General features: G+C 61.0%; 28 protein-coding genes. 20 read left to right on the top strand and 8 right to left on the bottom strand.

Features of this window, described 5'->3' with window-relative positions; genetic code table 11:
• Position 1: 1 nt before the first annotated feature.
• Both ACA063_RS26030 and ACA063_RS26025 read right to left on the bottom strand, forming a co-directional pair.
• Positions 2-712, bottom strand: a complete 711-nt coding sequence (locus ACA063_RS26030) for an ABC transporter ATP-binding protein (protein ID WP_497663898.1) — start codon at positions 710-712, stop codon at positions 2-4.
• 139 nt (positions 713-851) lie between these two features.
• A complete protein-coding gene (locus ACA063_RS26025; RefSeq protein ID WP_497663897.1) occupies positions 852-1,451 on the bottom strand; it encodes a DUF2796 domain-containing protein in 600 nt (199 codons plus the stop codon).
• Positions 1,452-1,587: 136 nt separating this feature from the next.
• Here ACA063_RS26025 and ACA063_RS26020 point away from each other — a divergent pair, with 136 nt between their 5' ends.
• On the top strand, positions 1,588-1,929 hold the full coding sequence (locus ACA063_RS26020) for a hypothetical protein (protein ID WP_497663896.1): 342 nt from the start codon (positions 1,588-1,590) through the stop codon (positions 1,927-1,929).
• Positions 1,930-2,064: 135 nt separating this feature from the next.
• Here ACA063_RS26020 and trxA read toward each other — a convergent pair whose 3' ends face one another.
• The 3 genes from trxA to ACA063_RS26005 form a co-directional block, all read right to left on the bottom strand.
• On the bottom strand, positions 2,065-2,937 hold the full coding sequence (gene trxA, locus ACA063_RS26015) for a thioredoxin (protein ID WP_497663895.1): 873 nt from the start codon (positions 2,935-2,937) through the stop codon (positions 2,065-2,067).
• A 169-nt stretch (positions 2,938-3,106) separates the two neighbouring features.
• A complete protein-coding gene (locus ACA063_RS26010) occupies positions 3,107-3,766 on the bottom strand; it encodes a class I SAM-dependent methyltransferase (protein ID WP_497663894.1) in 660 nt (219 codons plus the stop codon).
• Positions 3,763-4,227, bottom strand: a complete 465-nt coding sequence (locus ACA063_RS26005; RefSeq protein ID WP_162438869.1) for a YbaY family lipoprotein — start codon at positions 4,225-4,227, stop codon at positions 3,763-3,765. The genes ACA063_RS26010 and ACA063_RS26005 overlap by 4 nt, the downstream gene beginning before the upstream one ends.
• Before the next feature lie 128 nt (positions 4,228-4,355).
• Between ACA063_RS26005 and nrdR the strand changes: the two genes are divergently transcribed.
• The 12 genes from nrdR (at position 4,356) to ACA063_RS25945 (ending at position 13,351) form a co-directional block, all read left to right on the top strand.
• Positions 4,356-4,820, top strand: a complete 465-nt coding sequence (gene nrdR / locus ACA063_RS26000) for a transcriptional regulator NrdR (protein ID WP_003228656.1) — start codon at positions 4,356-4,358, stop codon at positions 4,818-4,820.
• Positions 4,817-5,950, top strand: a complete 1,134-nt coding sequence (gene ribD, locus ACA063_RS25995) for a bifunctional diaminohydroxyphosphoribosylaminopyrimidine deaminase/5-amino-6-(5-phosphoribosylamino)uracil reductase RibD (RefSeq protein ID WP_497663893.1) — start codon at positions 4,817-4,819, stop codon at positions 5,948-5,950. The genes nrdR and ribD overlap by 4 nt, the downstream gene beginning before the upstream one ends.
• Positions 5,951-5,996: 46 nt before the next feature.
• A complete protein-coding gene (locus tag ACA063_RS25990) occupies positions 5,997-6,662 on the top strand; it encodes a riboflavin synthase (protein ID WP_162438871.1) in 666 nt (221 codons plus the stop codon).
• A gap of 16 nt (positions 6,663-6,678) precedes the next feature.
• Positions 6,679-7,770 carry a bifunctional 3,4-dihydroxy-2-butanone-4-phosphate synthase/GTP cyclohydrolase II gene (ribBA, locus tag ACA063_RS25985; protein WP_497663892.1) on the top strand — a complete coding sequence of 364 codons (1,092 nt, stop codon included), beginning with the start codon at positions 6,679-6,681 and terminating at the stop codon, positions 7,768-7,770.
• A 234-nt stretch (positions 7,771-8,004) separates the two neighbouring features.
• Positions 8,005-8,481 carry a 6,7-dimethyl-8-ribityllumazine synthase gene (gene ribH / locus ACA063_RS25980; protein WP_003185938.1) on the top strand — a complete coding sequence of 159 codons (477 nt, stop codon included), beginning with the start codon at positions 8,005-8,007 and terminating at the stop codon, positions 8,479-8,481.
• Complete coding sequence (gene nusB / locus ACA063_RS25975) at positions 8,478-8,978, top strand: transcription antitermination factor NusB (protein WP_497663891.1); 501 nt, start codon at positions 8,478-8,480, stop codon at positions 8,976-8,978. The genes ribH and nusB overlap by 4 nt, the downstream gene beginning before the upstream one ends.
• Before the next feature lie 28 nt (positions 8,979-9,006).
• Positions 9,007-9,972 carry a thiamine-phosphate kinase gene (gene thiL, locus ACA063_RS25970; RefSeq protein WP_497663890.1) on the top strand — a complete coding sequence of 322 codons (966 nt, stop codon included), beginning with the start codon at positions 9,007-9,009 and terminating at the stop codon, positions 9,970-9,972.
• Complete coding sequence (locus tag ACA063_RS25965; protein ID WP_003228639.1) at positions 9,969-10,472, top strand: phosphatidylglycerophosphatase A family protein; 504 nt, start codon at positions 9,969-9,971, stop codon at positions 10,470-10,472. The genes thiL and ACA063_RS25965 overlap by 4 nt, the downstream gene beginning before the upstream one ends.
• 23 nt (positions 10,473-10,495) lie before the next feature.
• Entirely contained in the window at positions 10,496-11,230 is a 735-nt protein-coding gene (locus tag ACA063_RS25960; protein WP_497663889.1) for a substrate-binding periplasmic protein, read from the top strand.
• A gap of 287 nt (positions 11,231-11,517) precedes the next feature.
• The gene (gene ribA, locus ACA063_RS25955) at positions 11,518-12,135 is read left to right on the top strand and encodes a GTP cyclohydrolase II (RefSeq protein ID WP_162441029.1); all 618 of its coding nucleotides are present in this window, start codon (positions 11,518-11,520) and stop codon (positions 12,133-12,135) included.
• Complete coding sequence (locus ACA063_RS25950) at positions 12,132-12,551, top strand: MFS transporter (protein ID WP_497663888.1); 420 nt, start codon at positions 12,132-12,134, stop codon at positions 12,549-12,551. Before ribA ends, ACA063_RS25950 begins: the two co-directional genes overlap by 4 nt.
• On the top strand, positions 12,551-13,351 hold the full coding sequence (locus ACA063_RS25945) for a cobalamin-binding protein (protein ID WP_497663887.1): 801 nt from the start codon (positions 12,551-12,553) through the stop codon (positions 13,349-13,351). Before ACA063_RS25950 ends, ACA063_RS25945 begins: the two co-directional genes overlap by 1 nt.
• A 2-nt stretch (positions 13,352-13,353) precedes the next feature.
• On the opposite strand, the gene ACA063_RS25940 is transcribed toward ACA063_RS25945, so the two are convergent.
• On the bottom strand, positions 13,354-14,472 hold the full coding sequence (locus ACA063_RS25940) for a succinylglutamate desuccinylase/aspartoacylase family protein (protein WP_497663886.1): 1,119 nt from the start codon (positions 14,470-14,472) through the stop codon (positions 13,354-13,356).
• Between the two features lie 255 nt (positions 14,473-14,727).
• Between ACA063_RS25940 and ACA063_RS25935 the strand changes: the two genes are divergently transcribed.
• Genes ACA063_RS25935 through ACA063_RS25905 form a run of 7 tightly spaced genes read left to right on the top strand, consistent with a single transcriptional unit; the run spans position 14,728 to position 22,282 of the window.
• Entirely contained in the window at positions 14,728-16,329 is a 1,602-nt protein-coding gene (locus tag ACA063_RS25935; RefSeq protein WP_497663885.1) for a 5-guanidino-2-oxopentanoate decarboxylase, read from the top strand.
• A 35-nt stretch (positions 16,330-16,364) separates the two neighbouring features.
• On the top strand, positions 16,365-17,948 hold the full coding sequence (locus ACA063_RS25930) for a zinc-binding metallopeptidase family protein (protein ID WP_497663884.1): 1,584 nt from the start codon (positions 16,365-16,367) through the stop codon (positions 17,946-17,948).
• A 33-nt stretch (positions 17,949-17,981) separates the two neighbouring features.
• A complete protein-coding gene (locus tag ACA063_RS25925; protein WP_497663883.1) occupies positions 17,982-18,794 on the top strand; it encodes an ABC transporter ATP-binding protein in 813 nt (270 codons plus the stop codon).
• Positions 18,795-18,848: 54 nt separating this feature from the next.
• On the top strand, positions 18,849-19,622 hold the full coding sequence (locus tag ACA063_RS25920) for a transporter substrate-binding domain-containing protein (protein ID WP_497663882.1): 774 nt from the start codon (positions 18,849-18,851) through the stop codon (positions 19,620-19,622).
• Positions 19,623-19,651: 29 nt separating this feature from the next.
• Positions 19,652-20,365: an ABC transporter permease gene (locus ACA063_RS25915; protein WP_497663881.1), complete on the top strand. Its 714-nt coding sequence runs from the start codon at positions 19,652-19,654 to the stop codon at positions 20,363-20,365.
• 12 nt (positions 20,366-20,377) lie between these two features.
• Positions 20,378-21,067 (top strand): ABC transporter permease, encoded by a 690-nt coding sequence (locus ACA063_RS25910; RefSeq protein ID WP_497663880.1) that lies wholly within the window; start codon positions 20,378-20,380, stop codon positions 21,065-21,067.
• 33 nt (positions 21,068-21,100) lie between these two features.
• A complete protein-coding gene (locus tag ACA063_RS25905) occupies positions 21,101-22,282 on the top strand; it encodes a pyridoxal phosphate-dependent aminotransferase (RefSeq protein ID WP_497663879.1) in 1,182 nt (393 codons plus the stop codon).
• 31 nt (positions 22,283-22,313) lie between these two features.
• Here the strand turns inward: ACA063_RS25905 and ACA063_RS25900 are convergent, their stop codons facing one another.
• The gene (locus tag ACA063_RS25900; RefSeq protein WP_497663878.1) at positions 22,314-24,197 is read right to left on the bottom strand and encodes a TonB-dependent receptor domain-containing protein; all 1,884 of its coding nucleotides are present in this window, start codon (positions 24,195-24,197) and stop codon (positions 22,314-22,316) included.
• 156 nt (positions 24,198-24,353) lie between these two features.
• Entirely contained in the window at positions 24,354-26,252 is a 1,899-nt protein-coding gene (dxs, locus tag ACA063_RS25895; RefSeq protein WP_497663877.1) for a 1-deoxy-D-xylulose-5-phosphate synthase, read from the bottom strand.
• Between the last annotated feature and the right edge of the window lie 29 nt (positions 26,253-26,281).

The raw sequence follows: 26,281 nt of genomic DNA, 5'->3' as shown, positions 1-26,281 counted from the left end.
CTCAAACCTCTTCGGGCGTGGCGGCGCGATTGAGTTCGGCCAGCGACAGATGACGGTCAAACAGTGGCGCGAGGCTTTGGTCGTGGCTGACGAACAACAGGCTCGAGCCTGCTTCACGGCATTCGGCGAACAGCAGGCGAATAAAATTCTCGCGGGCGTCGTAATCCAGGGCTGACGTCGGCTCGTCGGCAATGACCAGCTCTGGCTGGCCGATCAACGCGCGTGCGGCCGCCACGCGTTGTTGCTGACCGATCGACAGGGAATCGGCACGACGGCTGAGCAGGTTTTGATCCTTCAGGCCCAAGTGGGCGAGGAGGGTGGCCGCTGCCTGATCGACGCTGCCGTGGCGTTGGATCGCCCGTTCGGCGCGCAGTCTGGAGAAGTGGCAGGGCAACTCGACGTTCTCCCGCACCGAGAGAAACGGCAGCAGGTTGAACTGCTGAAAAATGTAGCCGGTGTGATCGACGCGGAACGTGTCGCGGGCGCCGGCACCGAGCTCGGTCAGTTCCTGACCAAGCAGGCGGATGCTGCCGCGATCAGGCTTCTGCACGCCGCCGAGCAAACCCAGCAGGGTGGTTTTGCCACTGCCGCTGGGGCCTTTGAGGAACAGGGTTTCGCCCGGTTCCAGGCGAAAAGCCGGGATGTCCAGCAGCAGCGGATGGCCGGGCCAACTGAAGCCCAGGTCGGATAGTTCGATGAGTGGTTGGGTCATAACACCAGTTTCATGAGCGCAGATAACCCTGTAGGAGCTGTCGAGTGCAACGAGGCTGCGATCTTTTGACTTTAAAGATCAAGATCAAAAGATCGCAGCCTCGTTGCACTCGACAGCTCCTACAGGGATCAGGGTGGATTCAGAATTTCAGCGCAGCCGCCTTGGCCGTCACTTCAACACCTTGCTGCCCGCTCGGGCCGATCAGTTGTACCTGGATTTTCTGGGTGGCCGGGAACGTGTTGAAAATGTTCGCCAGGTCCAGAGATGTCAGTGCACCCGGTGCCGAGCACGTGAAGTGGTATTGGGCGTGAATCTCGCTGTGGTCGTGATGATGCTCGTCTTTCGCATCTTTATCGTGGTCATCTTCATCGTGATCATCATCGGCGTGCGGCTTGTCACCAAACAGCGGGCTTTCCAGTTTCTGTGTCGCGACCACGCAACCGGCGGCTTTTGGCAGGTTGAACAGGGTGAGGGGTTTTTCCAGTTGCGCCCGAGCGGCGGCGACTTTGGCCTTGTCAGCGTCGGTGGTGGCAACGTGTTCGAAGCCCACCAGATTCATTGCCGGGCTTTCGAGCTCCAGATCCAGGGTCTGACCATCCAGCGCCGCGTTCAAGCGACCGACGCCGTGCTCATGGGCGGCGAGGCTGCTGTGTTCATGGTCGTGATCATGTTCTTGCGCCGCATGGGCGACAGCCAGCGGTAACAGGGCAAACGGCAGAGCGAGCAGCAGACGACGCATGTGAGGATCCCCGGATAGAAAGATAAAAATATTGTTATGTAATCTTATAACGTAAGTGCGGAGAGTTTGCCCGGCTGCTTGGCGTTGCACAAGTCCCATGGGAGCATGCAGGGAAGAAATGTGCAGGAGCGAGCTTATGTTGCGTATACGCGGAAGCATCGGCGATTGGCCGGTGGATTTGACGCTGGAGATGGACGACGGCGATTGGGCGCGGCTTGGCGCGCAGTTGCAGGTCACCCAGCCCGAGGCCAGTGCGGCCACGGCGAAACCGGTCAATCAGGACGATGCGCTTTGGCAGATCACCAAGGACCTGCTGCGCAAGGCCGGGCAATTGAGCGGGCCGGATTTGCTTGAGCAGCTGGAAGGGCTGACCGGGAGCGCAGCATCGGGCAAGCGCCTGTTGGTGCGTTTGCGCCACTGTGCGGATGTGAAGGTGACAAGCGGCGGGGATACGCCGCTTTACAGCTGGATCGGATAAACCCCGAAAAATACACATCTCATGTAGGAGCTGCGGCACGCTGCGATCTTTTGATCTTCGGTTATTTTCAGCACCGTAAAAAACAAGATCAAAAGATCGCAGCGTGCCGCAGCTCCTACGAGATCGGGGTTGCCATCAATACAACGCGGCAAACAACTTGCGGCGGTACGTGGTCACCAGCGGATGGTCATTGCCGAGCAGTTCGAACACCTGCAGCAACGTTTTGTGCGGCAGGCCTTCGTTGTAACTGCGATTGCGGATGAACAGCTTCAGCAGTGCATCTAGCGCCGCGTCGTACTGCTGGCGGGCCAACTGCTGAATCGCCAGCTGATAGACGGCTTCGTCGTCCTGAGGATTTTTCGCCAGACGGGCTTTCAGGTCCGCCGCGTCGGGAAGGTCCTTGGCCTGGCCGAGAAACTGGATCTGCGCCTTGGCACCGGCCAGGGCGGCCTTGTGCTCATCGCTCTTCACTGCGTCGAGCACGGTTTGGGCTTCACCCAGTTCGCCACGCTCGGTCAGGCAACGGGCATACAGGATCAGCGCCTTGGCGTTGGTGTTGTCTTCGCCCAACAGCACGGCCAGTACCGCTTCTGCATCGGCAAAGCGACTGTCGTCGAGCAGCGCCTGGGCTTGTTCGAACGGGTCGGCCGCTGCCGGTGGCGGCATCTGCACGTGAGGCTCCAGCATCGCGCGCACGGCGGATTCCGGCTGCGCACCGGCAAAGCCATCGACTGGTTGGCCATCCTTGAACAGCACCACGGTCGGCAGGCTTTGAATGCCAAAACGGGCGACGATGTCCTGTTCCAGATCGCAGTTGACCTTGGCCAGCAGCAACTCGCCCTGATAGCTCTCGGCAATGGTCTGCAGCATCGGCATCAGCACTTTGCAGGGCGCGCACCATTCGGCCCAGAAATCCACCAGCACGGGCTTGTGGAAGGAGTTCTCGATCACCGACTGTTGGAAATCGGCAGTCGTGGCGTCGAAGATGTACGGCGTTTCCTGACTCATGGGGGATCTCGTAAAAGCGTGAATGGGGTCACTATAAGGCTTGGCGGGGGGTGGCCGGAAGCGGGGGGTGACCGGGAGAGTTGTATCGCCTGATCTGACGCTTCGCCAGCAGGCTGGCTCCCACCATGGAATGCGGTCAACTGTGGGAGCCAGCCTGCTGGCGATCGCGTCAGGCAGGGCGCCGCGCGTGGTACAGGCTCACATGCCGGAACTCTTCCGGCTCGGCCAGATCCGGCAATGTCATGGCTTCCAGTATTTCGATGCGCTGATACAGCGGATGCTTGAAATCACGCACCCGCGAATCCGCGACCAATGCTTCCCGCCCGCGCGTCAGGAACTCGTCGAGCAGCGGCAGGTTCGCCCGGTCGTACAACACATCGGCGACCAGGATCAGGTCGAAGCGATCGGCCTCGGCGAAAAAGTCCGTCGAGTAGCTGAGCTCTACATTATTGAGTTCGGCATTCGCCCGACAGGCGGCAATCGCCAGTGGGTCGAGATCGCAAGCCACCACTTCGAGTGCCCCGGCCTTGAGTGCGGCAATCCCTGCCACACCGGAACCCGCACCGAAGTCCAGCACGCGCTTGCCTTCGACCCACCGCGGGTTTTGCGCAAGGTAGCGGGCCACGGCAAGGCCACTGGCCCAGCAGAAACTCCAGTACGGTGGCTCGTGCAGAATCCGTCGGGTTTCTTCCGGGCTGAAGGCTCTGTCCATCTTGTCACCGTCGATCAACCAGAGCTTCAGTTCAGTCCCGGGCAATGCGACGGGGACAAGCTGCGCATCACCGAGCAGCTCACCCAACGCGTGTTGCAGGTCTAGCGGTGCAATCATGGCGCTTTGACGAATTGCAGCTGGCCCACGGTCTGAGTCGTTGGCTGCGTAATGACTTGTGACGGCAAATGCAGGATCAACTGTCCGGACTGGCTGGCGCGGCCCCGCAATTCCACTCGCTGACCTGCCGGAAAGGAATCCGGATTGAAGCGCAGGTGAAAAGGCAGGATCTGGTTGGTGCCAATCAGGCTGGAACTGGCGAGCAATTGTTGCGGGCGATCCTTGCTATCGATCACCAGCAGCGCCAGTTCGACTTCAGCGCCGGCCGGCACGCCTTGCAGGGTGCCGCTCAATTCACGCTGGTACGCCGGCAGCGGGCCGAGGTTGGCCGACTCCTGGGCTTTTTTCTGCGCAGCCTGCGGCGCGGGGCCTGGCGTCGGTGGCTGGGGCTTTGGCGCATCGCTGCTGCAGGCCACCAGCAGGCTGAAAAGACTGAGCAAAACGAGCGGTCTGAGTGACATTTGCGGCTCCAGCAAGGTGAAATCCATGGATCGATCTATATAGCCCGTCTGTATACCGCAAACCCTATGGCTTGTCTTGCCACCGGGATGCGCTACCATGGCCCTCCCTTTTTTTGTTGCCTGCCACCATGCACTGTCCCTTCTGCGGTGCCAACGACACCAAGGTCATCGACTCGCGTCTGGTCGCCGAGGGCGAACAGGTGCGCCGCCGGCGTGAATGCCTGGCCTGCGGCGAACGTTTCACGACGTTCGAGACGGCTGAACTGGTGTTGCCGCGCCTGATCAAAACCGACGGCAGTCGTCAGCCGTTCGACGAAGAAAAACTTCGCGCCGGCATGCAGCGCGCCCTCGAGAAACGCCCGGTCAGTGTCGAGCGCCTCGAATCGTCGCTGGTGCACATCAAACACAAACTGCGAGCCACCGGTGAGCGCGAGGTCAAATCCCTCGTGGTCGGTGAACTGGTGATGGCCGAGCTGCAAAAGCTCGACGAAGTCGCCTATATCCGCTTCGCTTCGGTGTATCGCCGCTTCCAGGACCTCAACGAGTTCCGCGAAGAGATCGATCGCCTGGCCCGTGAGCCGGTAAAAGAATGACCACCTCTCCCGAACAAACCATCCTCGACGCTCACTACATGGCCCGTGCTTTGGAACTGGCGCGCAAAGGTCACTACACGACGCACCCCAACCCGCGGGTGGGCTGTGTGATCGTGAGTGACGGGCAGATTGTCGGCGAAGGCTGGCATGTGCGCACCGGAGAGCCTCACGCCGAAGTCCACGCCCTGCGTGCCGCCGGCGACAAGGCCCGTGGCGCCACTGCCTACGTGACCCTCGAACCGTGCAGCCACCATGGGCGTACGCCGCCCTGCGCCGATGCGCTGGTCAACGCCGGTGTGGCACGTGTGGTCGCCGCGATGCAGGACCCGAATCCGTCGGTCGCCGGTCGTGGCATGCAGCGTTTGGCCCAGGCCGGAGTATCCATCGAAAGCGGTGTGCTGGAAGGTGAGGCCCGAAAGCTTAATCAGGGTTTCCTAAAACGCATGGAACACGGTTTACCGTTCGTGCGGGTCAAACTGGCCATGAGCCTCGACGGGCGCACGGCGATGGAAAGCGGCGAAAGCCAATGGATCACCGGCCCGGCGGCACGCTCTGCGGTTCAGCGTCTGCGCGCGGAGGCCAGTGTGGTCCTGACCGGCGCTGACACCGTGCTGGCAGACAATGCGCGTTTGACCGTGCGCGCCGATGAGTTGGGTCTGGACGCCGAGCAAACCGCGCAGGTGATGAGCCGTCTGCCCTTGCGTGTGTTGATTGATGGCCGCCTGCGCGTGCCGCTTGATGCGCCGTTCTTCAAAGCGGGGCCGGCTCTGGTGGCCACCTGCATGGCCATTGAAGAACAATATGCCAACGGCCCGGAATGCCTGATCGTGGCCGGCAACGATGGCCAGGTTGACCTGCGCAAACTGCTGGTTGAACTGGCGGCGCGCGGTGTCAACGATGTGCTGGTGGAAGCCGGCCCGCGACTGGCGGGTGCTTTTGCCCAGCAAGGCCTGGTCGATGAATTCCTGATTTTCATCGCGGGCAAGTTCCTGGGCTCTTCGGCACGCCCACTGCTGGACTGGCCGCTCGCGCAAATGAAAGACGCGCCCGAGCTCAAAATCACCGAAATTCGCGCGGTTGGCGATGACTGGCGGGTCACTGCCATTCCTGTGCCAGCAGCGAGCGTATAATTCCCGGCCATCGCCACAGCGCTGGCCTGTTCTCGAGGAGGACTCCATGTTTACCGGCATCATCGAATCCATCGGCAGTATTCGTGCATTGACCCCAAAAGGCGGAGATGTGCGGGTACACGTAGAAACCGGCAAGCTCGATCTGAGCGACGTCAAACTGGGCGACAGCATTGCGGTCAACGGCGTTTGCCTGACCGCGGTTGAACTGCCAGGTAACGGTTTTGCGGCGGACGTCAGTCGCGAAACCCTCGACTGCACCGCCATGAATGACCTGAAAAGCGGCAGCCCGGTCAACCTGGAGAAAGCCCTGACCCCGACCACTCGCCTGGGCGGGCATCTGGTCAGCGGTCACGTCGATGGCGTGGGTGAAGTAGTGACCCGCACCGAAAACGCCCGGGCTGTGGAGTTTCGCATCCGCGCACCGAAAGAACTGGCCAAGTACATCGCCCATAAAGGCTCGATCACCGTCGACGGCACCAGCCTGACCGTGAACGCGGTCGATGGCGCTGAATTTTTGCTGACGATCATTCCGCACACCCTGAGCGAGACCATCATGGCGTCGTATCAGCCGGGTCGCCGAGTGAACCTGGAAGTTGACTTGCTGGCCCGTTACCTGGAGCGCCTGTTGTTGGGCGACAAGGCCGCAGAGCCAGCCGCCGGCAGCAACATCACTGAAAGCTTTCTGGCCCAAAACGGCTACCTCAAATCCTGACTCAAGGGGGTGCCTTGTGGCGCTCAATAGCATCGAAGAACTGGTTGAAGACATCCGCCAAGGCAAGATGGTCATCCTCATGGATGACGAAGATCGCGAGAACGAGGGCGACCTGATCATGGCCGCCGAGTGCTGCCAGCCCGAACACATCAACTTCATGGCCAAGCACGCCCGTGGCCTGATCTGCATGCCGATGAGCCGTGAGCGTTGCGAACTGCTGAAGCTGCCATTGATGGCGCCGCGCAACGGTTCCGGTTTCGGCACCAAGTTCACCGTGTCCATCGAAGCCGCTACGGGTGTGACCACCGGTATCTCCGCCGCCGACCGTGCGCGTACCGTGCAAGCGGCTGCCGCGAAAGACGCCAAGGCTGAAGACATTGTCAGCCCCGGTCACATCTTCCCGCTGATGGCCCAGGCCGGCGGCACCCTGGCCCGTGCCGGCCACACCGAAGCAGCGTGCGACCTGGCGCGCATGGCCGGTTTCGAGCCAAGCGGCGTGATCTGCGAAGTGATGAACGACGACGGCACCATGTCCCGTCGCACCGAACTGGAAGCGTTTGCCGCTGAACACAACATCAAGATCGGCACCATTGCCGACCTGATCCACTATCGGATGATCCACGAACGTACCGTTCAGCGGATTGCCGAGCAGCCGCTGGACAGCGAACTGGGCCAATTCAACCTGGTGACCTATCGTGATTCCGTGGAAGGCGACGTGCACATGGCACTGACCCTGGGCACCGTGTGCGCCGATGAACCGACCCTGGTTCGCGTGCACAACATGGACCCGCTGCGCGACCTGCTGATGGTCAAACAGCCAGGCCGCTGGAGCCTGCGTGCCGCGATGGCTGCGGTCGCCGAGGCCGGCAGTGGTGTGGTGCTGTTGCTCGGGCATCCGCTCGATGGCGACGTGTTGCTCGCGCACATTCGCGAAACCGCTGATCAGACGGCGGTGAAAAAACCGACCACCTACAGCATCGTCGGTGCCGGTTCGCAGATCCTTCGGGACCTGGGTGTGCGAAAAATGCGCCTGATGAGTGCACCAATGAAATTTAATGCGATATCCGGTTTCGATCTGGAAGTTGTAGAATACGTGCCCTCCGAATAATGACCCGGAGATTCGTATTGCTGGTGTGTACCCGTTGTGGCGAGGGGATTTATCCCCGTTGGACTGCGTAGCAGTCCCAAAATAGAGGCCGCTGCGCAGCCCAACGGGGATAAATCCCCTCGCCACAGGGGTGCATTCGAGCAGCAATGCGGATTTTTCCGGCTGCGTGTTCGTGGCTAATATCACTGAGGGATGCGTAGAAAACGCGTCCCGGCTCTTTAAGAGATCTAACGAATGACCCTGAAGACCATCGAAGGTACCTTCATCGCCCCTAAAGGCCGCTACGCTTTGGTAGTAGGCCGTTTCAACAGCTTCGTCGTTGAAAGTCTGGTCAGCGGTGCAGTTGATGCCCTGGTTCGCCATGGCGTGAGCGAAAGCGACATCACCATCATCCGCGCACCTGGCGCCTTCGAAATTCCGCTGGTTGCGCAGAAAGTTGCTCAGAAAGGCGAATACGCGGCAATCATCGCCCTGGGCGCAGTCATTCGTGGCGGTACTCCGCACTTCGAATACGTGGCTGGCGAATGCACCAAGGGCCTGGCCCAGGTGTCCATGGAGTTCGGCGTACCGGTTGCCTTCGGCGTGCTGACCGTCGATTCCATCGAGCAAGCCATCGAACGTTCCGGCACCAAGGCCGGCAACAAAGGTGCTGAAGCTGCCTTGTCCGCTCTGGAAATGGTCAGCCTGCTGGCGCAGTTGGAGGCCAAGTGATTAGCGACGAAAGCGATCGTTTCAACCCGCGCGATCCAAAGCCTGCGGATGCTGGTAAACCATCGAAAAGCGTCAAGCGTCGTGAAGCCCGTCAGCTCGCGACTCAAGCGCTGTACCAATGGCACATGGCCAAGCAATCGCTGAACGAGATCGAAGCGCAGTTCCGGGTCGATAACGATTTCAGTGATGTCGACGGTGCTTACTTCCGTGAAATCCTCCATGGGGTACCGGCTCAGAGAGACCGCATCGACGCCGCACTGGCGCCGTGCCTGGACATCACGATCGAAGAGCTGGACCCGGTTGAGCTGGCCGTTCTGCGCCTGTCCACCTGGGAACTGCTCGAGCGCGTCGACGTGCCGTACCGCGTTGTGATCAACGAAGGTATCGAGCTGGCGAAAGTCTTCGGTTCCACTGACGGCCACAAGTTCGTCAACGGTGTACTGGACAAGCTGGCTCCCCGTCTGCGTGAAGCTGAAGTGAAGGCGTACAAGCGCTAATCGGCGCTTGTACTGTCGGCACGCAGCCATGGGCGAGTTTGAGCTGATCCGCAATTTCTTCGCCGCCGCGCCTTGTGCGCAAGGCGGCGAGGGCGTTGCTCTTGGCATCGGCGACGATTGCGCCTTGCTGGCTGTTCCCCCCGGGGAACAGTTGGCCATTTCTACCGACACCCTCGTGGCCGGTGTGCATTTCGCAGATCCTTGCGACCCTTTTCTACTCGGCCAGCGTTCGCTCGCCGTCGCGGTCAGCGATCTGGCTGCCATGGGCGCCACGCCCGTTGCCTTTACCCTTGCCCTGACTTTGCCCACGGTAACCGCCGATTGGCTGGATGCGTATGCCCGTGGTTTGAACCTCATGGCCCAACGCTGCGGCGTGGCGCTGGTGGGCGGCGATACGACCCGTGGACCGCTGAGCCTGACCATGACCGTATTCGGTCGTGTGCCAGCGGGCCGGGCTCACGTGCGCAGCGGCGCGAAGCCGGGTGACTTGCTGTGCGTCGGCGGAGAGCTAGGCAATGCCGCAGGCGCCTTGCCGCTCGTGCTTGGCCAGCGAACTGCCGAGGCGGCCATCGCCGATCCACTGCTGGCGCATTACTGGTCACCACAACCGCAGCTTGAGTTGGGCAGGGCGCTACGGGGCAAGGCCACTTCGGCGCTGGACATCTCCGATGGCCTGCTGGCCGATTGTGGGCATATCGCCCTCGCGTCAAAGGTCGGCATTGAAGTCGTGAAGGACAAGCTGCCGTTGTCCAAAGCCCTGGTCGCCTTCCTCGGCCAATCGGGTGCCGAAGCCGCAGCCTTGAGCGGCGGTGACGATTATGTGCTGGCCTTCACGTTACCGTCCGTCGAGTTACCCGCATTGCTGGCCGACGGCTGGCCAATCCATGTGGTCGGACGTGTAGTAACGGGGCAGGGCGTCATGCTGCTGGATGCCGATGGACAAGACATCACCCCGCAAACCCGGGGCTACCAACATTTTCGGGAGACACCGTGACAGATCATCCCAAACAGGTCCCGGCGGAATTCGTACCGCCGTCGGTCTGGCGCAATCCATGGCATTTCCTGGCGTTCGGCTTCGGCTCGGGCACCCTGCCAAAAGCACCGGGCACCTGGGGGTCATTGGTTGCGCTACCCTTTATCCCGCTATGGCAGATGCTGCCCGACTGGGGTTACTGGCTGATGCTGGGCATCACCATGCTGTTCGGCTTCTGGCTGTGCGGCAAGGTGGCCGACGATTTACGGGTACACGACCACGAAGGTATCGTCTGGGACGAAATGGTCGGCATGTGGATCACCCTGTGGCTGGTGCCCGAAGGCTGGTACTGGTTGCTCGCGGGGTTCCTGATGTTCCGGTTCTTCGACATCCTCAAGCCTTGGCCGATTCGCTGGATCGACCGGCATGTGCACGGTGGCGTAGGGATCATGCTTGACGATGTATTGGCCGGTGTATTTGCCTGGCTGGCGATGCAAGGCCTGGTGTGGATTTTTGCCTGAGGGACTGATCAGGGGGACAAGGGATGGCTCGACGCGGTTTGGCGATGATTATTTTCGCACTGTTTTGCTCGCTGGTTCAGGCGGGCGAAACACCGACACCCTCTGTGATTCATCTGGCCAGCGAAGAATGGGAAGACTACACCGCCGCCGATGGCCACGGCCTGGCCTGGGACGTGTTGCGTGAAGTTTTCGAGCCCGCCGGCGTCAAACTGGACATCCGCTCCGAACCTTACACACGCTCTATCGGCCTGGCACAGCGCGGCGAAGTGGACGCTTGCGTCGGCGGTTATCGGGATGAAGTGAGCGATCTGCTTTATCCGCGCTGGAATTACGATACCGACCACATCTACGCCCTGGGATTGGCCAGCAACCCGGAGCCGACGCTGGAAACCGTGGGCAATTATCGATTGGCCTGGGTCCGGGGTTACCAGTATCAGGCTTACCTGCCCAACGTGCATCGGTACAACGAAGTCATCCGACGTACCGGGATCCTGTCGATGCTCACCCACGATCGCGCGGACTACTACATCGACGCGCTGACCGAGGTGGACTATGTGGTCAGTCGGGCCAAGGACCCGTCGCAGTTCCGCCGAACACATATCGCGGAATTGCCGCTTTATCTCTGTTTCGCCAATACACTTCAGGCGCGCTCCTTGATGGCGTTGTTCGATCGACGCATGGAACTGTTGGTAAAAGGCGGCCAGCTGAAACCGATCTTCGAACGCTGGAAACAACCTTATCCATTCACCTCCAATTGACACAAACCCTGTAGCAGCTGGCGAAGCCTGCGTTCGAGGGCGAAGCCGTCGTAAAACCTGGCGACTCGGTCTGTCTGACACTCCGTGTGGTATGAATTGACGACGGCTGCGCCGCCGAACGCAGGCTTCGCCAGCTGCTACAAGGGGCGTGTCGTGGAGACCGTGGGTGCTTGAGATCAAACATTTTGATCGTTATGCCCCATAATTCAGCCTAAGCGTCTGCTGGAACCTGCTGTTACAATGCCGCGTCTGCGAATCTCCAGTACCTTTAGATCAGGAGCACACCGGTGCCTGTCGTTTTTGTCGCCGCTTCCAAGCTGCCAACGCCTTTTGCGCAATTCACCATGCACGGCTTTCTCGATGAGGAAAACGGCCGCGAGCACGTCGTGCTGAGTCTGGGTGAGTTCGACGATGGTGCCCCGGTACTCGGCCGGCTGCACTCTGAATGCCTGACGGGCGATGCCTTGTTCAGCCAGCGTTGCGACTGCGGTTCGCAGCTTGAGGCGGCGTTGCAAGCCATCGCCCGTGAAGGCCGTGGCGTATTGCTCTACTTGCGTCAGGAAGGCCGTGGCATTGGCCTGCTGAACAAGATCCGCGCTTACGAGTTGCAGGACGGCGGTGCCGATACCGTTGAAGCCAACGAGCGCCTGGGCTTTGCCGCCGACCAGCGTGACTACGCCATGTGCCTGCCGATGCTTGAGCATCTGGGCGTGAAGTCCCTGCGACTGATGACGAACAACCCACGCAAGGTCAAAGCCTTGACCGACATGGGCATCGTGGTCGCCGAGCGCGTGCCGCTGCACACCGGGCACAACCCGCATAACAAACTTTACCTGGCCACCAAGGCCAGCAAGCTCGACCACATGATGGGCAACGAGCATCAGGGCGAGGTGGGTCGGGCGTGACCCGCGGTCAGGTCCGGCGGCGACTGTCCGTCAACTGGTGGCAATACCTGGCGCTGGCCTTGTTGCCACTGTTCGTGATCAATGGCGTCTTCGGTCAAAGCGAGGCGATCCTGCCGGTGCTGGCAATGCCGATGTTCATTGCCGGTGTTGCCTCGATGTTTGTCAGCCTGAAATTCTTTGGTGGCTACAAGCATGCGCTGATCGCCACCCAGAAAGCCCTCGATACGCCTGAAGAGCCCGCCGCCTGGATTGCGTTGGCCGCCAAGCGTCGTGTGGCGTTCCTGGTTGCATCTTTACCCGCCTGGATCGGTGTCCTGGCCGTTTTCGTCGGTCTGGAAGCTGTGCCGCTGATGTTGCTGGCGCTGTCGACGATGGTGCTGTTCTACCTTTACCGTATTCCGCGTCAACTCGGCTGATGCGGTGTCATTGGCTGGCGGTTGTGTTGCTGGCCGCCAGTGGCTCAGCTATCGCGGTAGAGCGGGTTGTCAGCCTTGCCCCATCCCTCTCGGAAATCGTCGTTGAACTGCATTCGGCCGACCTGCTGGTGGGCGTGCTGGATGCCGGCGAGCGTCCTGTCGAGATCAAGAACCTTGCTTCCGTGGGCCGCTACGGCCAGTTAGACATGGAGCGCCTGCTCAGTCTGAAACCTGACTTGCTGCTGCTCTGGCCCGGCAGCGTCGGGCCGGCGCAACGTGAACAGCTTGCGCGGTTGAACATCCCCACTTACGTAGCCGAACCCCATAACCTGGAGCAACTCACTCGGCAGATTGAGGCGATTGCCACACAGCTCGGGCGACCCGAACGGGGCGTGGTATTGGCAGCAAACCTGCGCCAACGGCTGGATTCCCTGCGTCAGCGCTATCAGCGGGATGAGCCGTTAAAAGTGTTTTATCAGGTCTGGGATCGGCCGCTGTACACGGTCGGTGGCGGGCAGGTCATCAGTGATGCGCTGCAAGTGTGTGGGGCGCGCAATGTGTTTGCCGACCTGGCGCTCCCTGCGCCTCAGGTCAGCGTCGAGGCGGTCTTGCAGCGAAATCCCGACGTGATTCTGGCCAGTGATCAAGCGCAGCTCGATGCCTGGAAAGCCTGGCCGCAAGTGACCGCCGTGGCGCACGGGCAGTTGCTGCTCGTCACGGACAAAGGCCTGGAGCGGCCGAGCGGCCAGATGATCGAAGCGACAGCGAAGCTTTGTAAGCTGATTGCGCCTGATCGCTGAGATCAGGCCGAAACCGTCACGCCTCCTGCCATTGCCGTCGCTCCCGCGACCTTGCAAAGTTCCACCCCGGCCGCTGCAAAGCGGATGGCGCTGCGCATGTACATCACGCCACTCACTGAACTGCAGACCACTTGGGTAGCACCGCTCACCGGGTCGATGAGGTGCACCACCGGTTGCTCGCATTCGATCCAGGCGCCCGGTTGCTGCAGGAACACCACCAGCCCGGCGCACGGCGCGCGCAGGGTCAACGATCCATCGAACGGCGTGGCTGGTCGGGGCAGCGCGGGCAGTGGCGGTGGGGTGCCGGCAATGATGCCGCGATACTGCAAAAAGGCGTAGAGCGCCGCGGCGTCCTGGGCTGCCAGCGCATGCTCGACCTGCGCTTCGCCGCGTAACTCTACCGTCGCGGCGACGCAACCCGACGGGATCGGAAAGCGCCCGCAGAACTGTTCCGCCAGTCGCCACCATGGCTGACCGCAGGCCTCGTCGAACGAGCCGGCACCACTGCCCTCGGCGAGCAGCGAAGCCTCGGCACCAATGTAGCGTGCCAACGGTTCGGTCTGCGGCCAGTACGGTGTCTCACCATACAAGTGGACAATGGCCTGGGCATCGCAATGCAGATCGAGGACGACATCGGCATCGACCGCCAGCAGCAACTGGGCCTGGCGCATGGAGTCGATTTCACTGCCAGGTTGCATCTGTTGCAGTACCTCGATCATGACACGACGGATGATGCTGCGGTTTTCATCCGCATCGTCAGTCAGCTCACCGACCATTCGTCCCGCAATCATCGACGCCAGATCAGGGTAGCGGCGGTTGAAATTCTCGCCGCTGTTGAAGTCGAAACGGCCCATGGCATCGTGCATGAGCGTCTGTTCCAGGCCGATCGGATTGGCAATCGGCACCAGCACTATCTCGCCAAGAATCTCCCCACGCGCTTCGGCGCTGTCCAGCAATTGCCGCAGATGATGCAACGCCAGCATTCCGGGCAGTTCGTCGGCGTGCAGGCTGGCTTGCAGGTATACCTTGCCGGCGCCACCTGCGTGGCCGTAATGCAGGCTGATCAACTGGCGTCGGGTGCACGGATTGCGGGTCAACAGGGGATGGTGCTCGACACGCATCGGAGTCGTCCTTGTGGAGGTTGGTCGATTGCATCTTTATGAAAACCAGGGGTGCCCACAATCGAATAATTTGCCCATCACTGGTGAGCAAAATGATCCTTTCGAACCCTTGAGGAAGGGAATGTCTGTTCAATTAAATTGGACAATTGCGCAAATTTATTTTGATTGATGTAATTATTTTGTCACCAATACTAGAGCCCTCGATTCAGGCGCTCGACGCCTAGCATCCAATAAGAAAAAACAAGAGGTGCTCGCATGACCAGTTGTGCCCAGGCGCTCGTTCGCTTACTTGAAGGCTACGGTGTGGAGTTGGTGTTCGGCATTCCCGGTGTTCATACGGTAGAACTGTATCGAGGCCTGCACGGCAGCTCGCTGCGCCACATCAGCCCGCGCCACGAGCAAGGCGCCGGCTTCATGGCCGACGGTTATGCCCGTGCCAGCGGCAAGCCGGGCGTGTGCTTCATCATCACCGGCCCGGGCATGACCAATATCCTGACCGCCATGGGCCAGGCCTACGCCGACTCCGTACCGATGCTGGTGATTTCAACCACCAGCCGCCGCGAGCACCAGCGCTTGGGCCACGGCTATCTGCACGAGATGCCCGACCAACGAGCCGTGGTCTCCGGGGTGTGCTCCTTCAGCCATACCTTGCAGCGTCCGCAGGAATTGCCGGAAGTGCTGGCTCGTGCGTTCGCCCTGTTCAAGTGTGCGCGGCCGCGTCCGGTGCATATCGAGATCCCGCTGGACGTGCTGGAAATGTCCGCCGATGGCCTCGACCTGCGGCCACGCACCTTGCCGCAAGCACCGGCTCCGGCGGCGGCGAATATCGAAGCGACGGTGAAGTTGCTGGCGTCGGCACGCAAGCCGTTGATCCTCGCTGGCGGCGGTGCGCGGCGTGCCGGCCCGGCGTTGCAAACGCTGGCCGAGCGCCTCCAGGCCCCGGTCGCCCTGACCACCAACGCCCGGGGTTTGCTGGCCCCTGAGCACCCGTTATTGCTCGACGGCGTGCAATCTTCGGCCCATGGCCGGGCGCTGTTTGCCGAGTCGGATGTGGTGCTGGCGGTGGGCACTGAGCTGGGGGAAACCGACTACGACTTTTTTGGTTTGGGGCCGTTGACGCTGAATGCACCGCTGATTCGCCTGGACATTGATCCCCTGCAGATTCTCGGTGCAATGCGGGCCGACGTCGGTTTGCTGGGTGATGCCGAGCAAGGCGTGCAAGCACTCCTGGCCGCGCTACCGGATGCAGGCGCCAGCGACTGGGCGCAACCGAGCGTGGCGCGGGTCAACGCCGCGGAACGTGCCAGCTGGAGCAGCAAGCAAAACGTCATGCAGGGCATGCTCGACACCCTTCGCGACAGTCTGCCGGCACCGATTGTGGTCGGCGACTCGACTCAACCGGTTTATCAGGGGGCGCTGGGTTATCGCGCACCGCAGGCCAATAGCTGGTTTAACGCCGGCACCGGTTTCGGCACCTTGGGTTACGGCTTGCCTGCTGCCATCGGCGCCAAGCTGGCGATGCCCGAGCGCCATGTGATTGCGGTGGTGGGCGACGGCGGCGTGCAGTTCTCCAGTGCCGAACTGATCGCTGCGCGCGAAGCCGAGGTCGGGGTGATCGTGGTGCTGTGGAACAACCACTGCTACGCCGAGATACGTGACTACATGACGGCCCGCGATATTGCGCCGCTGGGCGTCGATATTCTGCCGCCGGATTTTGCCGCCCTGGGCAAGTCCTGCCACGTGCAGCATTTACCGGTGCGCAGTCGCGAGCAGTTGCGCGAAGTGCTCAGGAGCCTTGCCGACACACGCCAGCCCGTGCTGCTGGAACTGGACGCCGCCGCCTTCCTTTCTGCCTGAACTCAACGCCGCTGATTTTTTTGGGAAAGAACCGCATGGAATTGCAAAAAAGATTCGCCCTGAACTGGATTGAAAGGCATCGCCAACAACTGTCGAATTGGCATCAGATCATCTGGCACTACGCGGAACCGGCGTTTCGCGAATACAAATCCTGCGCCTGGTATGTCGAGCTACTGCGCAAGGAAGGTTTCACGGTGGAAGAGGGCAGCGGCGGCATGCCGACCGCCTACTGCGCGACTTTCACGAACGGTGAAGGCCCGGTGCTGGCGACCTATGCCGAATACGACGCGGTGCCGGGCAACTGCCAGGCCGCTACCACACGCAAGATGCCCCGTGATGGCTTGTCGCGCTTCGCGCCTGGCCATACCGACCCACATTCGGCCTTGGGGATCAGTGCCCTGGGCGGTGTGCTGGCCGCCAAGGCGACGATGATCGAATTCGGCATACAGGGCACGATCCGATTCTTTGGCGAGCCGGCCGAAAAACTCCGCGCCTCCAAACCCGTGCATGCCGCCAAGGGCTACTACGACGGCCTGGACGCGGCGATCAGCTTTCACCCCACGTACATGCTGCCGCTGAACAACACCACGACTTGGGATACGCATTGCGGTATCGCTTACGCCTACATCTACACCTTCACCTGCGAAGATCCGGAAAACTGGATTGCCGCCGACCGTTACAGCCCGATTCCGCAGAATCATCTGGCGGCACGGGCGCCGGGGGCCAACGATGCGTTGATGCATTTCTACAACCTCAACGAAAGCCTGCGTCGCTCCACCCTGCCGTTTACCGGACTGTGGAGCTACAACGAAGCAATCCTCACCGCTGGCCAGGCCACGGCGGACAACCTGCCGCCGCACCTTTCACAAATCCAGTACCTGTTGCGTTGCGACTCGATCGAACAGGCGGAAACAATCTCCTCGGTGATGGACAACAACGCCGCCGCGGCGGCGATGGCCACCGGTTGCCAGTGGAAAAAGACCTGGGTGTGCAAGTCCCGGGGCGGCTTGGCCAACCATGTGCTGGCCCAGGCCACCTACGACAACCTGGCGGCCGTTGGTGCCCCGCGCTGGGGTGCCGAGGCTTGTGAGATTGCCCGGGAAATTCAGAGCAATCTTGGCCTGGAGCCGATGGCCGAACCGTTCCTGCCGGCTATCGAGCAATTGATCGAGCCCCAGGAATGCGAACGGCAGATGCGCCTGCAAATGCCGGCATGGCAGAAGTACCTGACCTCCGACGACTATCCCGAATACACCTGGCATTGCCCGACCGTGCGTCTGCTGGTGGCACGCCCGATGCTCGCCGCGCCGACCGGTCATGTGTATCCGGACTGGGTCTCGAACGCTTTGGGTGGCATTCCCCAGACCATCGATCCGATGATCGACGTCGCCGCCAAAACCATTGCCACCACCTTGCTCGACCTGTTCTGCCGCGACGAGCTGTTGAGCGCGGCCAAAGCTGAATTCAACCAGCGCACCGGCGGCGGCATCGGTGGCGAACATTGGCAGGCACCGTTGCTGCCGGCGGATTTCCAGGCACCTCATCGCTTCCGCTGGCCGGAGTACGTCCGCACCGCTCGGGGTGAAGAGTGGTGGATTCCCGCGCGAGAAGACGAATAGTCCCCAATACAAAAAGAATTCGAGGAGACAGACGTGCAAGCACTCAACGTGAAAATCCCGCAGCAGGACACGGACACTTCGGTCGTCGCCATTGACGACCTGCACAAAAGCTATGGCGATCACCATGTGCTCAAGGGCATTTCGATGAGCGCCAAAGAGGGGGAGGTGGTCTCGCTGATCGGCTCCAGCGGCTCGGGCAAAAGTACCTTGCTGCGCTGCATCAACCTGTTGGAAATTCCTTGCAGCGGTACGCTCAAGATCAACGGTGAAACCGTCGGCTTGAAGACCGGTCGCAACGGCGTCGCGCAAGTCGCCGATCCGCGTCAGGTCGAACGCCTGCGCACCCGGCTGAGCATGGTGTTCCAGAGCTTCAACCTGTGGCCGCATCGCACGGTCCTGGAGAACGTCATCGAGGCACCGGTATACGTGCTCGGCGAGGACCGCAAGGAAGCCATTGCCCATGGCGAACACCTGCTGGAAAAAGTCGGCCTGATCGACAAGCGCAACGTCTATCCGTCGTTCCTTTCCGGTGGTCAGCAGCAGCGGGTGGCCATCGCCCGAGCCCTGGCCATGCGCCCGCAAGTGATGCTGTTCGATGAGCCGACCTCGGCCCTCGACCCGGAGCTGGTTGGCGAAGTCTTGCGCGTCATCCAGGGGATCGCCGAAGAGGGCCGCACGATGATTCTGGTGACCCACGAAATGGCCTTTGCCCGCGATGTATCGAGCAAGGTGATCTACCTGCATCAGGGCCGGGTCGAGGAAGAAGGCCCTCCTTCGCAGGTATTGCTGAATCCGCGCAGCGAACGTTGCCGGCAGTTTGTGATGGCGCAGGACAACCGCGGATAACCCGCAGCAATTTTTTCAACCTCGATATCAAAAACCAGAAAGAGGCACTCAGCCATGAAAAAAACTTTGTTGGTTACCCTGCAAGCCGTCGTATTGGCCGGCATCGCACATAGCGTATTCGCCGCCGACAAACTGGTGTTCGGCATCGCCATGGAGCCCTATCCGCCGTTCTCGTTCAAAAGCGGCAAGGGCGAATGGAGTGGCTTCGAACCGGAGATGATCACCGCGGTATGCGCACGTATGAAAGCCGATTGCACGCTCAACGAAATGTCTTGGGACGGCTTGATTCCGGCTCTCAAGTCGCAACAGGTGGACGTGGTGCTCAACTCGCTGTCGATTACCCCGGAACGTCAGCAGGTGATTGATTTCACCCAGCCTTACTTCTTCACCCGCGCCCTGTGGGTCGGTGACCGCAGCCTGGAACTCGACCCGACGCCGGCCGGCCTCAAGGGCAAGATCATCGGTGTGCAGGGCTCGACTACCCACGCCGCGTTCGTCAAGAAGTACTACGGCGAAGAATCGACCATCCGTTACTACAACGACCAGGACGACATCCTCGCCGACCTGCGCAGCGGTCGCGTCGACATCATGCTAGCCGATCAGTTGATGGTCGAGCCGCTGCTGGACAAACCCGACAACTCGATGCTCGCCAGTAAGGGCGTGGCACCGCTCGATCCGTTGTTCGGTGACGGCGTGGGCGCCGGTGTGCGCAAGGGCAACGATGCGTTGCGCGAGCGCTTGAACGTAGCGTTGAAGTCCCTGCGTGACGACGGCAGCTACGAAAAAATCCGTGAGCGCTACTTCAAGACCGACATCTCGGCTCTCTAGTCACCCGGTTGTCCTGCAAAGGTGTGTTCATGAATTTTTCTGACATTACCCGGCTGTTTTTCACCGATGGCTGGCTTCAGGCGTTGTCGCAAGGCATGGTGAAAACCCTTGGGATTTCCCTGGGGGCCTTCGTCCTGGGTCTGGCGATCGGGTTGATCGTGGCGATGGTCAAGCTCAAGGGGCCGCGCTGGATGGTGGTCTGCGCCAATTGCTACACCACGCTGTATCGCGCGGTGCCGGAATTGTTGCTGATCCTGCTGCTGTATTACGCCGGTGCCGACCTGATCAACTGGACGATGGCGGCGTTCGGGCAACCGAGCGTCGAAATCAACGGATTCATTGCGGCCATCGTGGTGTTGGGGATCGTGCAGGGAGCCTATTCGGGTGAAATCATCCGTGGCGCCATCGAATCGATTCCCCACGGCCAAATCGAAGCGGCACGGGCCTATGGCCTCAACCGCAGCTTACTGGTGCGGCGGGTGATCCTGCCGACCATGTTGCCGTTTGCTATCGCCGGTTTGTCCAACCTGTGGCTGGTACTGGTCAAGGAAAGCGCTCTGATCAGCGTGGTCGGTTACAGCGAGCTGCTCACAGCGGGCCGTCAGGCGGCGGCGTCGACCAAGCACTACTTGCTGTTCTACCTCGCGGTGGGCGCGTTCTATTACCTGATCACGCTGGTTTCCAGTTCGGTGTTCCGGCAGGTCGAAGTTCGCTTCGAGCGCTGGATGCCACGGCACGCATAGGGAGGGCAGGTCATGGACTTTCACTGGTTGAGCAGTTTCTACAGCGAATTGGTCAGGGGCGCCGGTCTGACCCTGCAACTGCTGCTGATCTCGGCGTTCTTCGGTTTTCTGATGGCGGTGGGCGTGGCGCTGGGGCGGTTGTCGAAGAACCGCTTCCTGGCCAACGGCTTGCGTTTCTACACCAGCGTTCTGCGCGGCACGCCGCTGCTGGTGCAGATCTACGTATTGTATTACGGCGTCGGAAGCGTGTTCGCGACCTTTCCGTTGATACGCGGCAGTATGTTCTGGCCGTACCTGCGCGAAGGTTTCTGGTATGTCGCGTTTGCCCTGACCCTCAGCGTTTCGGCGTACGTCGGTGAAGTGCTGCGCGGCGGTCTGCGCGCGGTGCCCCGTGGCGAGCTGGAAGCGGCGCGGGCCTATGGCATGCGACCGTGGCTGGTGCTGCGCCGGGTATGGATGCCGCGTGCGCTGCAGATGCTGCGCCCGACACTGGCTGGCGAGAGCGTGATGCTACTCAAGGCCACTGCATTGGCGTCGACCGTGGCCGTCACCGATCTGCTGGGTGCGGCGAACCTGGTGCGTGCCCAGACGTTGCGGGTCTACGAGCCCCTGCTGGTGGTGGCGGTGATCTACATCATTCTGGCGATCATTATCGAACAAGGCTTTGCCCGTATCGGCAAAACGCCTCAACGTCAGGCCTGACGTGTCGGCCTGAGGTTTTTTAAGGAGTTTCAAATGAAATACTCGTCCATGGTCAAGCGCATCAGCGGCGAAACCGTCACTGCCTGGGATATTCACTACGCCGCGTGCGACGCACAGGCGCGGGGTGAAGACGCAATCGTGCTGAGTATTGGGGATCCGGATTTTGCCACCGACGATGAAATCTGCGCGGCAGCGGTCCAGGCGATCCATGCGGGCGACACGCACTACACCCATGTGATCGGTCGCCCTGAACTGCGTGAAGCCATTGCCGCCAAACAGACGGCCTTGCTTGGCCAGCCGGTGTCCGCCGACAACGTGGCGCTGGTGGCCGGGGCGCAGAACGGCCTGTACGCCACCGCAATGTGTCTGTTCGAGCTGGGTGACGAAGTGCTGGTGCCGGCGCCGATGTACCTGACGTATGCCGCGAGCATCCAGGCATCAGGCGCGCTGTTGGTGCCGATTGCCCAGCCGGCGGAAAACGACTTCCGCCTGACCCTGGCGGCCATCGAAGCGGTGATTACCGAGAAGACCCGCGGTATCGCCTTGGCGACTCCCAACAACCCGACCGGTAATGTCTATACCCGCGCGGAACTGGAGGCGGTGGCGCTGGTTGCTCAGCGTCACAATCTGTGGGTGATCAGCGACGAGGTCTACGGCCAGCTGACTTACGACCGTCCGCACCAGAGCGTCGCCACGCTCGAAGGCATGGCCGATCGCACCGTGGTGTTGAACAGCTTGTCAAAATCCCACGCCATGACGGGCTGGCGAGTCGGCTGGGTGGTCGGGCCGCAAGAACTGATCGGCCATCTGGATAACCTGCTGCTGTGCATGCTCTATGGTTTGCCGGGGTTTATCCAGGCGGCGGCGTTGAAGGCGCTGGAGCTCGATGAGCAAGTGGTCGGTGAGGCGCGCACCCTGTACCGACGGCGTCGTGACTTGGTGGTCGAAGGCCTGCGGCATGTGCCGCTGCTCAAGTGCAAGGTGCCTGAGGCCGGAATGTTCATGCTGGTGGATGTGCGTGAAACCGGTCTGTCGAGCACCGATTTCGCCTGGCAGCTATTTCGTGCAACCGGGGTTGCGGTCCTCGACGCCAGTGCGTTTGGCGCCAGCACTGACGGGTTTGTGCGGATATCCTTCACGGTCTCGGATGTTGCCTTGAGCGATGCCTGTGGGCGTATCGCCCGGTTTGTCGACAGTCTTCAGGCGCGCATCTGATAGCCGCAGCCGCGGCCCTGATCTCTCCGGATCAGAGCTGCGGCGTCCAGGTCACCCCAAACATCCACGCCCGACCTTCCTCGTGATACCCATACTGACTGCTGTCATAGCTGTACAGCGCACGGCTGTAACCCTTGTCCAGCAGGTTGTCCACCTTCAGCTCCAGCTGAATCTCGCGATTCAACACCCAGCTGCTGCGCAACCCTAACAACGCATAACCACCCAGCGGCTGCAGGTTGTTTTCGTCGTCATAGCTGCTGCTCACCGCCTGCCAACTGGCGCCAAGACCCAGCTGATCAAACTGCCGATCCAGATCCAGACTCAAGGTGCGCCGTGCCCGGCGGGCGAGGGTGTGCCCACTGTCGCGGTCCCGAGGGTCGATGATCGCCACACCCAGGTTGCTCTGCCAGCCGAAAAATTCCTGCTTCAATGCCGCCTCAAAACCGTTGATACGTGCCGAGGCAACGTTCTGCGGTCGTGAGTTGCTGCCGAAAATAATCGCGTCTTCAAGGTCCGTGCGATACAGCGAAGCCTCCAGTCGACTGGTCTCGGTCAACTGGCTGCGCCATTGCAGTTCGAAGCTTTTCGAGGTCTCCGGCTTGAGATCCGGGTTGCTGAAGTCCGGGTAATACAGGTCATTGAAGGTTGGCGCGCGGAAGCCTTCGCTGTAGGTCAGCAGCACATCGTTGTCCGGGTTCAGCGGCAGCGTGAACGTACCGCTCCAGCTGTTCTGGCCGCCGAATTGCTGGTTCTGGTCGCGGCGCAGTCCCAGTTCCGTGGAGAAACTGTCCGCCTGATAGCGATGTTGGATAAATGCCGCGCGATTCCAGCGACTGTCTTCGTCGAACGGCGTGCTGCTGTTGATGCGGTCTTCGTACCAGTCGCCGCCAAGGATCAGGCTGTTGCGCTCGTTAAGCGTCAGGTCGTTCTGCCAGGTCACCGAATCGCGGTAGGTGTTGAACACGCTGCGCTCATCGCTGAGTTTATCGAGGGTCTTTTCGCGGTTTTCGCTGTGGCCGAACTCGATGCGGGTTTTCCACAGGTCATTAACCCGAGCGTCTACGTAGCTGCTAATGCTGCTCACGGCGAAATCGCTGTAGGGCTGCTGCTGAACTGACTCGAAAGTGTCCAAGTCGAAGCGGCCAAACGGGTTGTCGAACTCACTTTTACCGCGGTTATCCAGTACGTTGGCGCCAATTTCGATGTCATCGGTGAGGGCGTGACTCAGGCTTAAACTGACCGATTTATTGCGGTACTCATCGTGGTCGCCGTCGCTGGGATACGACTCATGGGTGCGATTGATCCCGGCCGTTTCATCGAGGCTTGCGCCAAGATTAAAGCGGGTTTGCTCATCGCCACCGGACAGTCCGAGGCTGCGCTCCCAGGTCTGGTTGCTGCCAAAACCAACGTGCAGGCGCGGTTGCAGGCCTTGTTCGGTACCCCGGCGGGTGAAGATCTGAATCACCCCGCCAATCGCATCGCTGCCATAAATCACCGAGCGGGAGCCGCGCAGTACTTCCACGCGCTCGACCTGTTCGATGTTGATGTGCTGCAGGTTACTGTCGCCGGAGGTCGAGTTGCCAATACGTTGGCCGTCCACCAGTACCAGGCTCTGCGCCGATTTGGTGCCGCGAATGTAAATCCCCGGCAGGCTGCCGCGCCCGCCGGTTTGCCCGACTTGTACACCTGGTACGCGCCGCAGCAAGTCCGTGACACTGTTCGGTTGCAGGCGGTCGATGTCTTCGCGGGTGAACACGGTGTTGGCGGCGCTGCTGTCGTTTCGTGCTTCGACCTGGCGATTGGCGCTGATCAACACGTCGGGCAGCTTCAGGGCCTGGTCGCGTTCGAAGGTGTCGGCCAGGAGTTGACCTGCTGGCAGCAGCGTCAGCGTTAGAGCGAGGCGGGAGAGTTTCATGGCGATCCATGGCTGATGCAAAACCCTGTAGGAGCTGCCGAAGGCTCGGGCCGCGTTCGGACGATCTTTTGATTTTGCTTTTTTGACAGATTTGGAGCCACCGAAGACCAGGATCAAAAGATCGCAGCCTCCGGCAGCTCCTACAGGGGATCGGGTTTACAGGTTGAGCAGCGCCAGGCGCTCGCGAATCGAAGCCTCGATCCCGGCTTCATCCAGCCCACACTCAGCCAGCATCTGCGCTGGCTTCGCGTGCTCGACGTAGATGTCCGGCAAGCCCAGGTGCAGCATCGACTTGAGGATATTCTCGCGCGCCAGGAATTCGCTCACCGCACCACCGGCGCCGCCCATGATCGCGTTCTCTTCGATGGTCACCAGCAACTCGTGACTGCCGGCGATCTCGCGAACCAGTGCTTCATCCAATGGTTTGACGAAACGCATGTCGACCACGGTGGCGTCCAGCGTCTCGGCAACTTTCAACGCTTCGGCCAGTTGTACGCCGAACACCAGCAAGGCAACTTTACTGCCCTGACGGCGAACGATGCCTTTGCCGATTTCAATCGGTTCGAGGTCTTTTTCGATGGTGGCATTCGGACCGTTACCGCGCGGATAACGCACGGCTGCCGGACCGTTGTACAGGTGGCCGGTGCTGAGCATTTTGCGCAGCTCGTTCTCGTCGCTCGGGGTCATGACCAGCATGCCGGGGATGCAACGCAGGAACGACAGATCGAAACTGCCCGCATGAGTCGGGCCGTCTTCGCCCACCAGACCGGCACGGTCGATGGCGAACAACACGTCGAGGTTTTGCACCGCGACGTCATGTATCAGCTGGTCGTAGCCCCGTTGCAGGAATGTCGAGTAGATCGCCACGACGGGCTTGGCGCCTTCGCACGCCATGCCGGCGGCCAGGGTCACGGCGTGTTGTTCGGCAATCGCTACGTCGAAATAGCGCAGCGGGAAGCGTTCGCTGAACGCCACCAGGTCGGAACCTTCCTTCATGGCCGGGGTGATGCCGACCAAACGCGGATCGGCAGCGGCCATGTCGCACAGCCATTCACCAAACACGCCTGAGTACTTTGGTCCGCCGGCTTTCTTCGGCGCAGCGGCCGGGGCATCGACGGGTTCGAGTTTGGTGATGGCGTGGTAACCAATCGGATCGACTTCCGCCGGGGCGAAGCCTTTGCCTTTCTTGGTGACGACGTGCAGAAACTGCGGGCCTTTCAGATCGCGCATGTTGCGCAGGGTGGCGATCAGGGTCGGCAGGTCGTGGCCATCGATCGGGCCGATGTAGTTCCAGCCCAGTTCTTCGAACAGCGTGCCGGGAACCAGCATGCCTTTGGCATATTCTTCTGTACGGCGTGCGATTTCCCAGGCGCCCGGCAGGCGCGACAGGACCTTTTTGCTGCCCTCGCGCATGCTGGCGTAGGTGCGGCTGGAAAGGATTTTCGCCAGGTAGTTCGACAGTCCGCCGACATTGCGCGAAATCGACATGTCGTTGTCGTTGAGGATCACCAGCATGTCGGCGTTCACTTCCGGCGCATGGTTCAGCGCCTCGAACGCCATACCCGCGGTCAACGCGCCGTCGCCGATCACGGCGATCGCCTTGCGATCACTGTTCTGCAGGCGGGCGGCAATTGCCATGCCCAGCGCTGCGCTGATCGAGGTGCTGGAATGGCCGACGCCAAAGGTGTCGTACTCGCTCTCGGAACGACGCGGGAAGGCAGCGACGCCGTCCTTCTGGCGCAGGGTGCCCATGCGCTCGCGACGGCCGGTGAGGATTTTGTGCGGATAAGCCTGATGACCCACGTCCCACACCAGCCGGTCATCCGGGGTGTCGAAAACGTAATGCAACGCGATAGTCAGCTCGATGACACCCAGGCCGGCACCGAAATGCCCGCCGGTCTGACCGACCGTATAGAGCAATTCCAGGCGCAACTCATCAGCCAGGGTTTCCAGCTCGGCTTCGCCTAACCGGCGCAGGCCGTCCGGCGTGTTGGCACGGTCGAGCAGGGGCGTGGTCGGGCGCTTGCGGGGAATCTCATGAAACGTCGTGGGCATCAGGCGAATCGTTATAGGTATAAAAGATG

The organism is Pseudomonas sp. LBUM1643 (genome assembly GCF_059716215.1).
The sequence above is the reverse complement of the archived record's forward strand: the minus strand, read 5'-3'. Positions and strand labels throughout refer to the sequence as shown.